The sequence below is a fragment of the Tenacibaculum sp. AHE14PA genome (genome assembly GCF_019278465.1).
GTDB classification, from domain to species: Bacteria; Bacteroidota; Bacteroidia; order Flavobacteriales; family Flavobacteriaceae; genus Polaribacter; species Polaribacter bernardetii.
Map to the genome: position 1 here is coordinate 1,327,937 of NZ_CP058983.1, position 14,167 is coordinate 1,342,103.

Sequence of the window (14,167 nt, forward strand, 5' to 3'; positions counted from 1 at the left end):
AAGAATTGAAGCTTATGTAGCCAGTCTTTTAATTAAACTATATCGGTATAGTCATTTAACTTTTAAATAAATTAAAACATTTCGCCAAAATGGAAGTTTGTCACACAAGTAAACAGTCTCTAATTCTTATTCCGGACATCAGCGGATTCACAAAGTATGTTGCTTCGTGTAATATAGAACATAGCCAAGATAAAATTGCATTGCTGTTGGAATCCTTATTGGAAAACAATTCCCTGAAATTTAAAATTTCTGAAATTGAAGGTGATGCTATATTATTTTACAGTTATGATTTTCCATTTTCCGCAGCGGAAATAATTAGTCAATGTCAATTGATGTTCGACAAATTTCATCAAAGAATAGATGAATTTAAACGATCGAAATGTATGTGTGAGTCTTGCCAAAATCTATATAACCTTTCACTAAAATTTGTGCTTCATTTTGGACAACTTGGCTCTGTAATGGTAAAAGACTATTGTAAACTCTTTGGTAAAGATTTAATAATAGCACATCGGCTTCTTAAAAACAAAATTAGCTCAAATGAGTACATACTTTTCACGGAAAATTTTAGCAATCAATTTCCACTTATAGGCACTCATCTTGATAACCATACGGAATTGGTCAACGACATTTTCAATTTAGAAGACATCGGTGATATTGGTATTACTTATTTCGATTTGAAGGCATTAAGTTTAAAGAACAGACAAGGTACGACTTGTTAAAATGATCAGCATTTTCTTCGTGCGGAAAATGAAATAAACATAATCTAAATTATATACAAAATGAAAACAGCAAAGCAATATTTGGGCAAACAATTAAACACCATGTTATCTGAAATTCAACTTGATGATAATAATTTTATCGTGAATGTCCAAAGGGAATTACTTAAAGGCAATCCACTGCCAAAAACAACATTTTATGCACTTATCGATGCAACTAAAGAGAAAGCTGATTCACTGTTGGAATTATTAGGAGAGCTAAATGAAAATAACCAAATTACAGCCTTTTCTGGTTTGTCGATTACACCTACCAACCACAAGTTTATAGTGCAAGGCAAAACACTTTATACTTGGTGTGCATTAGACGCTATATTGTTTACCGAATGGCTGGATGTTTCGTCCCAAATTATATCTCAAGACCCAATTGACAATTCTATAATTGAGTTGAATATTGAATGCGATCATTTGATATCATCTAATCCATATCCAATATTTCTCTCTTTGATTGAAAAAATGGACTCTTGCAATATCAGAGGTTCCTTTTGCAATCACGTCTTTTTTTTTGCAAGCGAACAAACCGCAAAACAATGGCTTGACAGCAATGTAAATGGCAAGATATTAACCATGGAAGATTTATTTGAATCGAATAAAATTGGCTTAAAATGTTGTTAAAAATAATCACCTATATTTATTAAGCACCACATAAAAACAAATCATTTTTAATATGAAGAATTTATTTAAAAAGAAAAACGAGTTATCTCAAAAAACAGAAACTGTTTCATTACAGATAGAAGGAATGACCTGTAGTGGCTGTTCATTACATATCGAAAAGGATATCAATAAAAAAGATGGTATTCTAATCAGTTCTGTGAACCACGAAACTGGTAAAGGAGAATTTACTTTTGATACTGCCAAGTTGAATAAAGAGGAATTGATTAACGCTGTAAATAGCATTGGTAAGTATACGGTTGTTAAAGGCAATGAAAAAGAGGATTGTTGTGATTCAATTTCGGATAGCACGACAGATAAAGCGTCCAACAAAGGAAAAAATCAATTCGATTTAATCGTAATTGGAGGTGGTTCTGCTGCATTTTCAGCAGCCATAAAAGCTGAAAGTTTAGGACTCACAACACTAATGGTTAATGGTGGATTAGATTTTGGTGGCACTTGTGTTAATGTTGGCTGTGTACCTTCCAAAAATTTAATCCGTGCGGCTGAAACGGCTTACCATACAACACATTCTAATTTTGCAGGAATAAAACCAAAAGGTGCTGACATTGATTTTGCTCAAATAATAAAAGACAAAAAAGCATTGGTTGCAGCCCTGCAACAGCAAAAGTATATGGATGTTGTGAGTGATTTTGAAAACTTAACGATGCTAAAAGGATGGGCAGAATTTGTAAATAACAACACCATTATTGTTGATGGTAAAGACACATACACTGCAACAAACGTTGTTATAGCAACAGGTGCAACCACGAATATTCCAAATATTGAAGGATTAAATGAAGTTGGGTATTTAACTAATGTGTCCTTATTCGATTTGGAAGAAAAACCCAAAAGCTTGACCATAATGGGCGCAGGTTATATCGGATTGGAAATGGCAATGGCATATAATCGTTTAGGAGTAAAAGTACGTATCATAGAATTTACCGATAGGCCTTTACGAAGTCAAACCGAAGACATTACTGATGTTTTAGTTGAACAAATGAAAAGTGAAGGGATTGAAATTCTTCCAAATTTTAGAGCTTTTAAATTTGAAAAAGAGGGCAACGATACTATTATTCATTGTAACTGTCCTGATGGTTCTACAACACAAATTGTTGAAAAAGGACATATTGTTGTTGCTACAGGAACCACGCCAAACACGTCTAAATTAGGTCTAAAAAAAATAGACCTAAAATTATCAGAAAGAGGGCATATTGTGGTTAATGAAAAAATGGAAACTAATATTTCCAATATTTATGCAGCTGGTGATGTCACTAATACACCGCCATTTGTGTATACAGCAGCAACCGAAGGCAGTACAGCCGTTAATAATGCATTTTCATTATCAAAACAAAGTGTAGATTATGCATCATTACCATGGGTAGTATTTACAGACCCTCAAATTGCGGGAGCAGGTATGGATGAAATTGAAGCTGAATCAAGAGGCATTCCTTTTGAAGTATCAAAATTAGATCTAACACATGTACCAAGAGCTTTAGCTGCACAAGATACCAGAGGATTTATAAAGTTGATTCGTAATACGGAAACGGATAAATTAATTGGAGCAAGAGTAATAGCACCAGAAGGTGGTGAACTCATCCAACAATTAAGTATGGCTATTAAATTTGGAATTACAGTAAAAGATTTGGCTGAAAGTTTTTATCCATACTTGACTTTGGGAGAAGCTGTTAAACTGGCAGCCATTACTTTTGGTAAGGATGTTTCTAAATTGAGTTGTTGTGCAAGTTAATCCCTACTAAAAGCCATACACATTTGCAATTCGCTCAAAGCCACCACGCCATCAAAAATTGCAAAAGAGTATGTCTTGCCAACGCTCAATCCGAACATTTAAGAAAATATCGGAATTGAAAAGCAGAACGGAATAAAGCCAGTGGGTAACAACGTATATAAAAAATAGCAGTTAAGAGCTAAACTAAAAGTTTGGTTCTTTTCTGCTATCTTTGTTTTCAACTGAAAAATTGCACATACAAATCTGCTACTTTTCATATACAAGACCGTTAGCAAATATTAAAAAAAACATCATGAGAACAATTAAACTAATAACCTTATTAATGATTTTGAGTTTTAAACTTAATGCTCAAACTCAATTATTTGAGTCATTAAATGATGCATTTGCTGCAAACCCAAATGATGTAGTTTACTTACTCCTAAATCATAAAAAAATAAAAAAAATTCCCGATTCTATAACTAAATTTAAAAATTTAAAAAGACTAGAACTTCATAATAATGAATTAGAAAAACTTCCTGAAAATTTAGGAGATTTAAAAAAACTAGAACATTTAACGCTTAACAATAATAAGCTGGTTGAACTACCTAATTCTATTTGTGAGTTAGAAAATCTAAATTACTTAACGCTTAATAAAAATAAACTAGTTCAAATACCAAAATCTATTGGGAATTTAAATAAACTTAATCTATTACACTTAAGTCATAATGCAATCAACAGTCTACCTGAATCGATAGGAAAGTTAAATAAACTTATGTTTCTAACTTTAGAAAAAAATAAATTAACTGAATTACCTCAATCTATTGGAAACTTAATTAATTTGAAAAAAATATCATTAAATAACAATGAATTAAAAAATATTCCAAACTCAGTAGGTAACTTAAAAAAAATAACAACACTCGATATCAGTAAAAATCAAATAGAAGAAATCCCTAAGAATATAGGGCAGTTGATAAACCTAAACAAACTAGTATTAAGCCACAATAGAATTAACAAAATACCTGAATCTATTGGGAATCTAGAAAATTTAACAGAATTATATATAACTAATAATAAATTAAAACTCATTCCAAATTCCATTGAAAACTTAAAAAAATTAACTTCATTAAGTCTGAGTAAAAATGAAATAAACTACCTTAATGAAAATATTGGAAAATTACCAAGTCTTACAGAAATCTACCTTAGTAATAATAATTTAACTCATCTACCTAATTCAATAACTAAATTAACTAAACTTGATTATTTAACATTAGAGAACAACAACCTTATAGATTTACCTAATAATTTTGGTGATTTCATAAAATTCAAAAAATTAAATTTTAATAATAACGAGCTTAAGTTCTTGCCCGAATCTATTGGAAAAATGATTAATTTGAAAAAAGTATCATTAGAAAATAATAAACTTATAAAACTTCCAGAAAGTATTGGTAATCTCTCTAATTTAACTACAATTTATCTGAGTGGAAATAAATTAATTAATCTACCTAGTTCCTTTAAAGATTTAACTAAACTTGAATATTTAGAATTAGTTGAAAATAAATTATCAAGTTTCCCGAATGAAATATGTTATTTAAAAAGTATAACTTACTTGATGTTGTCCAATAATAATATTAACAAAATTCCTGAATGTATATCTAATTTAAGTTCATTAAAAGAATTGAGACTTTCCAACAATAAAATTGCATCACTTCCTAAATCCATTACTAATCTTGAAAAATTAAATTTTTTAGATGTAAAAAACAATAAGTTAAAAAGTATTCCTAATTTCAAAAATAAAATTTGGATTGTGAAAAAAGGAAACCCGTTAAAAATACAGGAGACAATTATAGAATAAAACATTTGCTAACACCGTATAAAATTAATTGCTAGTTTTAGTTTATTTACGAAAGTTCTCGCAAACTTTAAATCTGTGTTTTATTCACTAACTTTCGTGCTTGAAACACGCAACTAATCTTATACAAATACGTTGGCAAAAACTTTGGAAATCACTCAGACGGAAACAATTCTGAGTTAAAAACAAGAAATTAATTGTAGAATAACTCTAATTTAAGTTACGTTTTTCTGTCAACACTGGAAAAATAACGATCCCAAGTTTAGAGCAATTTTAGGGAATTCTTACTCAAACGGAATTTTAAACATTGACAACAACAGAACTGAATGCAAAAAATCACTCTTGCGGAATTTAGCAACTTTGCGGAATTGAAAATCTTTGCGGAATTGTTTACTCAAACTCTGAATTTTGAAAATATTGAAAAACTAAAATGGAATTATTAATCGAAAAAAATGCATTTGCCAACAACTTGTATATAAAAATTGCTTTATTTTAGCTAAACTAAATAGTCTGTGCTTTTTAACCAAGTCCAATTTTCCTGCGGAAAATTCGCCGCGCACTTACAAAGCAACTTTCTATACAAAAAACCGTTACCATACATTTGAGAAAAACGATGACAGAAACAAACATTACTACTTCAGAATTAAGAACTGAACCAAATATTGGAAAAAGAATTTTAGCCGGATTTATAGATTATCTAATAATTTACGTATTCTTTTTTATCTATATCTATGCGTTTGGAGAACCAAATGCGGAAGGTGAATATTCTGTAAATGGATTACCAGCACTTTTGCCAATAATCTTTTGGGGAATTATGACTGTCGGACTTGAAATCGGACTCGGAGCAACACTCGGAAATTCACTCGCAGGAATAAAAGCAATTCCAAAAAGCGGAATTAACCGAAAACTAACTTTTGGTGAATCTTTTAAAAGACATTTACTTGACCCAATTGATATGTTCTTTTTTGGACTAATTGGAATAGTAACAATAAAAAATACAGATAAAAATCAAAGATTGGGAGACATTTGGGGAAACACAATTGTCGTGCGGAATGAAAATCTGACTGAATAACAAACTGAATAAAAACGTATGGTAACACCGTATAAAAATAATTGCGGTTTAGTACTTAATCAAAGGTCGTTGCGTGTTTGTAACGTCTGATTTTCCTTCGGAAAATCCTCGCATACAAACCCGCAACTATTCTTATACATAAACGTTGTAGGTAATTACACAAAACACTTTGAAAATTGGAGAAAACGTACGAATTAATAAATGATTCAATTAAAATATCATCTGAAAAATTAATCGGATTTAAATCTACAGAGGAGTTTGAAAAATCTCTATTTCACGTAAAACATTTAATTAAAAGTTCTATCCTACTATTAGAAAACAAATTTTATAATCAATCATTATTTTTGACAATTACTGCAATTGAAGAAATTGCGAAAATTGAAATTTGTGTTTATCGAGGGTTTAATGAAAGAACAAAAGTTAATCGGAGAAAAGACCCTTTATTTAATCATTATTCGAAACATAAAATTTCTGCTAACCCAATAATATTAATTGGAGAAAGATTAAAAAAGAGTATTGGCGAGGATAGATTAATCGAAATTTTCAAAAACTTACAGTCTGGAAAATTCATAGAAATTCGAGAGAATTGCCTTTATTTTGAGAGAAATAATGAAAAGCTTATAATACCGAATGAAATAATCGATGAAAAAAAATCATATGAAACACTCTTAATCGCAATTGAAATGATTGACGATAAATTTTGGGGATTAACCGAATTAGCTTCTAAAATTTCAGATGAATTAAACAAGTATTATTCTAAAATAGAAACTGAATTAAACCAAAAATAAAAACTACCTACAACACGGTGTATAAAACATAGCTAATAAGTGCTTAACCGAAAGGTTTGTGTTTATTTATAAAGTCCGCCAAATTTTTAATTTGGCTTTTAAAAAGAGAAAAATTAAAAACAAAATATAAAAATTCGGCTCTGTGTTAATCGGAAAAACTAGTGTCTTTTTGCACGCTACGTTCCATACACAAGTCCGTTGGCAAAAACTTTAGAAATCACTCAGACGGAAACAATTCTGTATTAAAATATTGTGGAATAACTCTAATTTAAATTACGCTTTTCTTCCAACACTGGAAAAATAACAAACACAAGTTTAGAGCAACTTTACGGAATTATTACTCAAACGGAGTTTTAAAAAATTGACAAAAGCAGAACTGATCGCAAAAAAAATCACTCTTGCGGAATTTAGCAACTTTGCGGACTTGAAAATCTTTGCGGAACTGTTTACTCAAACCCTGAATTTTGAAAATATCCGAAAAAACGCATTTGCCAACAACGTGCATAATTTATTGCGGTTACAGTTTTTCCTGCGGAAAAACCTCGCAAGCGTAAATGTCTGTGTTTTATCTATTATTTTTTCGCTAAATTTACGCAACAAACTATAAGCACAAAGCCGTTGGCAACCATTTGAGAAACATAACGATTAAAAATAAACATTATGAGTGATAAAAACGAAGACAACAATAATTCATCATCAACCGAATCTGATTCAAATAGTAATTCAGGTAATTCAACACCTTATCGTGATAACAATACTTATGTTGAAAGAACTGAAAGACAAGACGATTCAATAAAGAAATAAACAATTGAATAAATCAATACAACTATTAAACCGATAAGAATTGATTTATTCGCAAAATCAAATAGACGAACTCGTTTTTTGAGATTTTCTTTATTGCTTTCTATTGCAATATTTAAGGAGTAAATTCTACTTCTTAAGATTGCTTTTGTCTGATTTTTATCTGATTTTTTATTAAAAATAGAATCGTGAATCAAATTTTTTGGTGACGAACCTTTCAATGCAATTCTATTCGGGTATATGACTTTAATTAGGAGGAATAAAACGAATCCGAAATTTAAACAGAAAATAATACTGATTTGGATTAGAATTGAATTAATATCAAAACTATTAATTTGACTAACTAAATAACCAACAATAGTCGTGAAAATAACCACTATAACCTGAAAAAGAGTGTTTGACTTATTTGTAATAATATCTTCAGAACTTGATAAATCGTCAAGATTTAATTCGGCTTCCGACTTTACTCTTTCGAGATTTTCAATATTTAGTTTTTCTAATAAGCTTAAATCTAATTTGATTTTCATAATCTGAATGTAAAATGTTAAAGTTAAATAAAAAACGGTTGCCAACACGGTATAAAATTAATGGCTAGTTATTGTTTGTTTATTAAATTTTTGTTATTGTTTATGGTTTGTTTATATTTACTAAATTAGTCGCTTAAACACGCCACTAATCTTATACCCACCCGTTAGCTGTAAACCCAAAAAAGAATGTCGAAATTTTGTGTCTTCTGTGGAGAAAAACCTGATAAAAAAACTAAAGAACATATAATTCCACAATGGTTGATAAGACTAACGGGGGACCCTAATAGAACAATTAGTTTAGGAGTTAATTTCAATCATATATTTGAAACTGGAGATGTCGATTTAAATATTAGACATTTTTCTTTTAATAGCTTTCAATTTCCTGCTTGTTCTTCTTGCAATAACGAATACTCTGAATTAGAAACTAACTCTTCATTTGTCATTAAAAAAATATTAGCTGGAGACTATATTAATAATAATGAAATCAACACATTGCTTGATTGGTTTGACAAAGTTAGAATCGGATTATGGTTAGGCAGTATAACTTTAGATAAAATTAAAAATGATGTTAATCCTAAATTTTATATAAATAATAGAATTGGACAAAAAGACAGAGCTTTATATGTTTATAAACTATCAAAAGCGAGTGATGGAATAAATTTTCACGGATTTAACACACCAGCTTTTCAATTCGCTCCTTGTGTTTATGGACTTCGCATTAATAATTATTTTTTCATTAACTATTCAAAAGATTTTTTGATAAGCGAAAATTTAGGTTTTCCATACTTTGAATATTTCGATATTGACGAAGATTCAAGAGCCGATGTTTTCAACCCAAAAAAAGGAAATAATAAAATTACTACTCCTATTATCAATACTAATTTTATAAAGCCATCATTTACTTTTTATCAAGCAATAATTGACTCAGAAAACTTACCCCAAGATTTCATTAATAATTATGTCAAATCAAATATGTCAGATGAATACAGTAACAGAAGTAGTATTTATTATTATAGCAGTAATGTAAAAAAAATACTAAAATTAGACGAAGATGATGAAATAATAGTAGACGGTAAAATATTCAATTTAGAGCTCACTTCTTTCAACAAAAAAATAACTAAAAACATTATCGAAGAATTAGAAAGTATTATAAAGTTTAATCATCATCTAAAAATTGAAAACAAGGAAAAAGCATCTATAATCGAAGACAATAGAAAGCACATATTAAATTTACACAGGGCTGTTAAAAAAGTACTCTATGAATTTATGTAAAGTCTACAGCTAACAATGGCTAAAATTAATACGGGTTTTAGTGTTAAACCCAAAGTTTAGTGTATTTTTATAGAGTCCGCCAAATCTTTTGATTTGGCTTTAGAACAGAAAAAGATAAAACAAAATAAAAAGTTTTGGCTAATCGCTTAATCCGAAATTAAATACTAATTTAATCCCGTACTAACCTTAGCCGATGCCGTTGTAGCACATTTGAGAAAGCTCACTAATGATAGAATTTATACTTTCGACTTTAGCGGAATTTGGACTTATACGTGAGGATTTTAAACACCATAGAAAAATCACCAAAAAGGAAAAAGAAGACGGAATAAAAAGACCTTTTCAAAGATACTTTTTACAACCGAGTTCTATTATGGTTATTTCTGTTTTGATTATTGGAAGTATAAGTGCATTCCTATTTTTCGGTTACCAAAGAACTTCGATTTTCCCAGAAAAAACTGAAAAAGAAATAGCGGAAATGAGTGACAGAATGGAAAAGTGGAATGAAAAGTATGGAAAATACCCAACAGACTTGAATGAATTGATTGGAAACAGTCCTATAAGACAAGATTGGAAAAAAGACTCATGGGATCGACCTTACCAATATTCTATAACTGAAAATGGAAAAGGATTCTTAATTGTTTCAGCAGGTTCTGACGGAAAATTTGAAACGGAAGACGATATTAAGTCTAACTAATGAAAAACAAAATTAATACAGTTTTAGGTTTAATTCAAATGGTATTATCTGTTTACTGGATATATCAAATGATTTTACTTTATTATAAATATCATTATACAGATATTCTTTTTGCTTTTATGTATCCAAATTGGGTTCTATTTTTAAATGTATTATTAAGTGTTATAAACTTATACTTTGGAATAAAATTAATGAACGGAAAAATATCCAATAACCAAAGTTACTTGACAATGGTAGTTTTAATAACCATTGGAGGATTAATAAATATTTTTAGTGTTGCCTAAAATAAAAACGTGCTACAACAACGTGTATAATTAATGCTTGCTTTTGTACTTCATTCAAAAATAATCTATCTTAACATCTGATTTGTTTCAGTTGAAAATCCTAACAGATTTTCGCCGCACAAATCATACACAAACCGTTGCCAGTAAGTGAGGACGAGGAACACACATTTGAAAATCGAAAAATAAAATATGAAATATCTAATCTGCTTTGGACTATTAATAAGTAGTTTATTATGTAATAGTCAAACGAGAGAGAAAGGAAATATCGAATTAACACCAATAATTGGATATAGTGATTCTTACCAATTAGACTCATTCCTTTTTGGCTCATCATCAGTTTCTGAAATTCAATTAGGAATTTATGGGAATTATTTTTTTAATAACAGATGGAGTTTGCGCACAGGTTTGTTATATCAAAAAATGGGAACTAACAATGTTGACTTTTCAATTTTTACGAATGAATATTCCGAAAGAACAAATTACATTACTGTTCCTGTTACTGTAAATTATCATTTTGGAGCAAAACGTAACTGGTACGTGAATTATGGAATAGGTGTCGGATTTTTGACTAATGCTGAAGCAAATTATAATGACGGAAATGGATTTGTTGACATAAATAACTTGGCAAATTTAACTCAATTTGGTATTAATGGAGGAATTGGATATAAATTCAAAATATCGCCTAACCTTTTAATAGTCGTTGAAAATTCTAATCTAATTGGACTAACGGACACTACCGAACAAAGAGGTGGAAAGAATTTTTATATGAGTTTTAATATTGGTGCTGTTTTTAAAATTTAAAAATAGAAAGTACGAATTAACACCTACTGGCAACACCGTATATAATTTATTACTAGTTCTAGCCTACTTACGAAAATCCTCTCGGATTTTCTATTCGGTTTTTATTTGCTAACTTTAGTGCTTAAAACACGCAACAAACCATATACAAACACGTTGGCAAACATATAAGATGACTCTAACAAATAAGGAAGAATACGGTCAAATTAAACTAACCTCTAAAAAAATTATTAAGGTTATTGGCGGATTAAATCCATTAGAATTAAATTCTTCTGACTTGTTAGTTATTGGCGAATTTACAACCGCGAATGGACCATTTATTGACGATTGGTTTCTGACATTAATAACAGAAAATGAATGGATTGAAATTCCAATGTATACCGACGGAATGACGGAATTCTTAACTGATTTAGGGAAAAAACTTAATGCGGATTTAAATGCTCAATTGACAAATATTACGGATTGGAAAACTCGAATTATGTATCCGACTGAATTTAAAGAAAAAGAACTTTACGTAGTCGAGGACAAAATACCAAATTCGTTTTTAGGGAACGTTAAAAGACAAATAACAGGCGGAAAGTCGATAAGAAAATTAACTCCCGAAATAATAAAACTTTTAGAAAAATAAAATACGTTTGCCAACACCGTATAAAAAAAATTGCTAGTTTTAGCTAAACCAAAGTTAGTTGCTCGTTTGCTAGCTTCTGATTTTCCTTCGGAAAATCCTCGCACACAAACACGCAACTTTCCTTATACATAAACGTTACCATACATACCCAAAAATGCCGAGAATTGAACTTCAAACTGAAATAAAAGCCGAAAGAAATATAGTATTTGACCTTTCGCGAAGTATCGATTTACATAAAATTTCGACTGAACATACGAATGAAGAAGCAATCGCTGGAAAAACAAGCGGATTAATCGGAATGAACGAAAGCGTAACTTGGAGAGCAAAACACTTTGGAATTTATCAAAATCTGACTTCCAAAATCACGGAATATGACCGACCAAAATACTTTGCGGACGAAATGGTAAAAGGAGCTTTCAAAAAATTCAAACACGAACACCACTTTGCGGAATTGAATGGCGGAACTTTGATGACTGACTTTTTTGATTATCAATCACCTTTTGGAATTGTAGGTAAAATAGCTGACAAGCTGTTTCTTAAAAAATATATGACTAAATTACTAACTGAACGGAATCGAATTGTAAAGCAGTTTGCGGAATCTGAAAGGTGGAAAGAAGTAATAACTGAATAAAGTACGTATGGTAACACCGTGTATAATTAATGGCTAGTTTGAGCTTGCTTACGAAAATCCTCGCGGATTTTCTATTCGGTTTTTATTTGCTAAATTAGGTGTTTAAACACGCCACTAATCATACACATAAACGTTATGTGCAAGCTGAAGAAAAATTCGAACTAACGACAAAATGACTGAACAATCAATAATAAAACAGATTGGAAAACCTGCTGAAATCGATTTACGAAAACCGAAAGCGATTGGAAGTACAGGATTTTATTTAAAGTCATTTAAAACTAAAAATCCCGAGAACGAATCTCTAAAATTGGAATCGAAATGCAACTTTGAAAAGCGAACTGGCGGAATTTTATTACGTGCGAATTATTCCAATAAATTAACGACCATTCCCATTACAAATGAAAATATAATCGAAATTACTCTAAAGCGTGGAAAAGAAAATATTGACCCATTTTTTCTCTCGCCAATGTGGTTTTTTTTAAAACTCGGAGTTTCTAAATTATACGCTCGATATTTTAGATTTAGACTTCACGAATATTCAATTGACCAAATGGAACTGAATATCAAAACGACTGATTATGAAATGGATTTCATTGCAAACGGATATTTATTTGAGCGACAGTTGAGTTTCTTTGAGAATTTGAATTACGGAATTAAATTAAAAACGGAAATAAAAGCCAGCACATAACACCGTGCATAATTCATTAAGGTGGAATTTCCTTGCGGAATTTCCTCGCACTTTTATTATCTTTCGTTCAAATTCGGAAAAGTGCTGCGCTCTTTTCCTTAACGAAATCATGCACAAATACGTTACCATACATACGAATGAAGATTTTCGGATTTAACAAAAAGCAGAAATATTCAGCAAAGGATATTTTAAAACAACTTGACAAGTGCGCGGAAGATTATACCTTTCCTATGCTTGATAATGGATATATTTATCCTGTTCATTCTAAATTGAGTGCATACAGAGATGACAAACGTTGGGCTTTAATAATTGAAGTAATCGGATTTAATTATCGCGGTGGTGGACACGATGGAATTAGTAATTGTTTGCATATTTTTGGAAACTGTATTGACATAAAACCAGGAACTAACAATTCAAATTTTTTATATTTTACAGATAATAGTTCTGATTTTCCAACTTTCGATGAAGAATATCTTGAAAGTTTAAATCCAAATGCCAAAACTATGGTATTGAGAGATAAAGAAATCGTCATTAATCATAATCGAGAATTCTACTCGACTAAAGAAATTGAACTTGAGGAAAAAGATAAAATTTTCGTTTGGGAATTTTTGAGAGGTTTAGAACCAGAATATAATAATGATTTTGAGGCTACCGAAAAGGAAATACGAAAACGAATTCCAACGGATTTACCGAAAATTATGGAACTGACTGAATGGAATCATCCTGACTGTGCTGATTCTGAACTTCCGAGTAAAAACGAAAATTTTAAGCAAATTTCGAAAGTTTTAGAAACTGGAAAAAAGGAATTTTATAAACCGACAAAAAAATCAAATAATCATTGGAGAAATTGGCCTGATGGAGGAACATTATAAAAAAGCACGTATGGTAACACCGTGTATAATTAATGGCTTCTCCTCGCCTACTTACGAAAATCCTTGCGGATTTTCTATCTGGTATTTATTTACTAAATTTAGTGCTTGAA

The 14,167-nt window shown here is 30.3% G+C and carries 16 protein-coding genes; all 16 read left to right on the forward strand.

Going from position 1 to position 14,167, the window contains the following annotated elements; genetic code table 11:
* Positions 1-89 precede the first annotated feature (89 nt).
* The 16 genes from H0I30_RS06060 (at position 90) to H0I30_RS06135 (ending at position 14,057) form a co-directional block, all read left to right on the forward strand.
* Positions 90-719: a DUF2652 domain-containing protein gene (locus H0I30_RS06060; RefSeq protein WP_051931089.1), complete on the forward strand. Its 630-nt coding sequence runs from the start codon at positions 90-92 to the stop codon at positions 717-719.
* A 60-nt stretch (positions 720-779) separates the two neighbouring features.
* Entirely contained in the window at positions 780-1,388 is a 609-nt protein-coding gene (merB, locus tag H0I30_RS06065) for an organomercurial lyase (protein WP_026775753.1), read from the forward strand.
* Between the two features lie 52 nt (positions 1,389-1,440).
* Positions 1,441-3,174 (forward strand): mercury(II) reductase, encoded by a 1,734-nt coding sequence (merA, locus tag H0I30_RS06070; protein WP_188604425.1) that lies wholly within the window; start codon positions 1,441-1,443, stop codon positions 3,172-3,174.
* Between the two features lie 292 nt (positions 3,175-3,466).
* The gene (locus tag H0I30_RS06075) at positions 3,467-5,005 is read left to right on the forward strand and encodes a leucine-rich repeat domain-containing protein (RefSeq protein ID WP_218773372.1); all 1,539 of its coding nucleotides are present in this window, start codon (positions 3,467-3,469) and stop codon (positions 5,003-5,005) included.
* A gap of 610 nt (positions 5,006-5,615) precedes the next feature.
* On the forward strand, positions 5,616-6,074 hold the full coding sequence (locus H0I30_RS06080; protein ID WP_218773373.1) for an RDD family protein: 459 nt from the start codon (positions 5,616-5,618) through the stop codon (positions 6,072-6,074).
* A 176-nt stretch (positions 6,075-6,250) separates the two neighbouring features.
* On the forward strand, positions 6,251-6,862 hold the full coding sequence (locus H0I30_RS06085; protein ID WP_218773374.1) for an AbiV family abortive infection protein: 612 nt from the start codon (positions 6,251-6,253) through the stop codon (positions 6,860-6,862).
* A 361-nt stretch (positions 6,863-7,223) separates the two neighbouring features.
* Complete coding sequence (locus H0I30_RS06090; protein ID WP_218773375.1) at positions 7,224-7,469, forward strand: hypothetical protein; 246 nt, start codon at positions 7,224-7,226, stop codon at positions 7,467-7,469.
* A gap of 53 nt (positions 7,470-7,522) precedes the next feature.
* Positions 7,523-7,666 (forward strand): hypothetical protein, encoded by a 144-nt coding sequence (locus H0I30_RS06095; protein WP_218773376.1) that lies wholly within the window; start codon positions 7,523-7,525, stop codon positions 7,664-7,666.
* A gap of 710 nt (positions 7,667-8,376) precedes the next feature.
* Entirely contained in the window at positions 8,377-9,462 is a 1,086-nt protein-coding gene (locus H0I30_RS06100; protein ID WP_218773377.1) for a hypothetical protein, read from the forward strand.
* A gap of 226 nt (positions 9,463-9,688) precedes the next feature.
* Positions 9,689-10,156, forward strand: a complete 468-nt coding sequence (locus H0I30_RS06105) for a type II secretion system protein GspG (RefSeq protein WP_218773378.1) — start codon at positions 9,689-9,691, stop codon at positions 10,154-10,156.
* On the forward strand, positions 10,156-10,440 hold the full coding sequence (locus H0I30_RS06110) for a hypothetical protein (RefSeq protein WP_218773379.1): 285 nt from the start codon (positions 10,156-10,158) through the stop codon (positions 10,438-10,440). Before H0I30_RS06105 ends, H0I30_RS06110 begins: the two co-directional genes overlap by 1 nt.
* Positions 10,441-10,629: 189 nt before the next feature.
* Complete coding sequence (locus H0I30_RS06115) at positions 10,630-11,241, forward strand: outer membrane beta-barrel protein (RefSeq protein WP_218773380.1); 612 nt, start codon at positions 10,630-10,632, stop codon at positions 11,239-11,241.
* Positions 11,242-11,410: 169 nt separating this feature from the next.
* A complete protein-coding gene (locus H0I30_RS06120; RefSeq protein ID WP_218773381.1) occupies positions 11,411-11,866 on the forward strand; it encodes a hypothetical protein in 456 nt (151 codons plus the stop codon).
* Positions 11,867-12,020: 154 nt separating this feature from the next.
* On the forward strand, positions 12,021-12,497 hold the full coding sequence (locus H0I30_RS06125) for an SRPBCC family protein (RefSeq protein ID WP_218773382.1): 477 nt from the start codon (positions 12,021-12,023) through the stop codon (positions 12,495-12,497).
* A 172-nt stretch (positions 12,498-12,669) separates the two neighbouring features.
* Positions 12,670-13,185, forward strand: coding sequence for a hypothetical protein (locus H0I30_RS06130; protein WP_218773346.1), 516 nt, complete (start codon positions 12,670-12,672; stop codon positions 13,183-13,185).
* 137 nt (positions 13,186-13,322) lie between these two features.
* Complete coding sequence (locus H0I30_RS06135; protein ID WP_218773383.1) at positions 13,323-14,057, forward strand: hypothetical protein; 735 nt, start codon at positions 13,323-13,325, stop codon at positions 14,055-14,057.
* The last annotated feature ends 110 nt before the right edge of the window (positions 14,058-14,167 follow it).

Excerpts from the sequence above, each read along its gene's own strand:
- merA (WP_188604425.1), top strand. The coding sequence starts at position 1,441 with ATGAAGAATTTATTTAAAAAGAAAAACGAGTTATCTCAAAAAACAGAA.
- H0I30_RS06100 (WP_218773377.1), top strand. The coding sequence starts at position 8,377 with ATGTCGAAATTTTGTGTCTTCTGTGGAGAAAAACCTGATAAAAAAACT.
- H0I30_RS06120 (WP_218773381.1), top strand. The coding sequence starts at position 11,411 with ATGACTCTAACAAATAAGGAAGAATACGGTCAAATTAAACTAACCTCT.
- merB (WP_026775753.1), top strand. The coding sequence starts at position 780 with ATGAAAACAGCAAAGCAATATTTGGGCAAACAATTAAACACCATGTTA.
- H0I30_RS06135 (WP_218773383.1), top strand. The coding sequence starts at position 13,323 with ATGAAGATTTTCGGATTTAACAAAAAGCAGAAATATTCAGCAAAGGAT.
- H0I30_RS06060 (WP_051931089.1), top strand. The coding sequence starts at position 90 with ATGGAAGTTTGTCACACAAGTAAACAGTCTCTAATTCTTATTCCGGAC.
- H0I30_RS06095 (WP_218773376.1), top strand. The coding sequence starts at position 7,523 with ATGAGTGATAAAAACGAAGACAACAATAATTCATCATCAACCGAATCT.
- H0I30_RS06125 (WP_218773382.1), top strand. The coding sequence starts at position 12,021 with ATGCCGAGAATTGAACTTCAAACTGAAATAAAAGCCGAAAGAAATATA.
- H0I30_RS06075 (WP_218773372.1), top strand. The coding sequence starts at position 3,467 with ATGAGAACAATTAAACTAATAACCTTATTAATGATTTTGAGTTTTAAA.
- H0I30_RS06105 (WP_218773378.1), top strand. The coding sequence starts at position 9,689 with ATGATAGAATTTATACTTTCGACTTTAGCGGAATTTGGACTTATACGT.
- H0I30_RS06130 (WP_218773346.1), top strand. The coding sequence starts at position 12,670 with ATGACTGAACAATCAATAATAAAACAGATTGGAAAACCTGCTGAAATC.
- H0I30_RS06115 (WP_218773380.1), top strand. The coding sequence starts at position 10,630 with ATGAAATATCTAATCTGCTTTGGACTATTAATAAGTAGTTTATTATGT.
- H0I30_RS06110 (WP_218773379.1), top strand. The coding sequence starts at position 10,156 with ATGAAAAACAAAATTAATACAGTTTTAGGTTTAATTCAAATGGTATTA.
- H0I30_RS06080 (WP_218773373.1), top strand. The coding sequence starts at position 5,616 with ATGACAGAAACAAACATTACTACTTCAGAATTAAGAACTGAACCAAAT.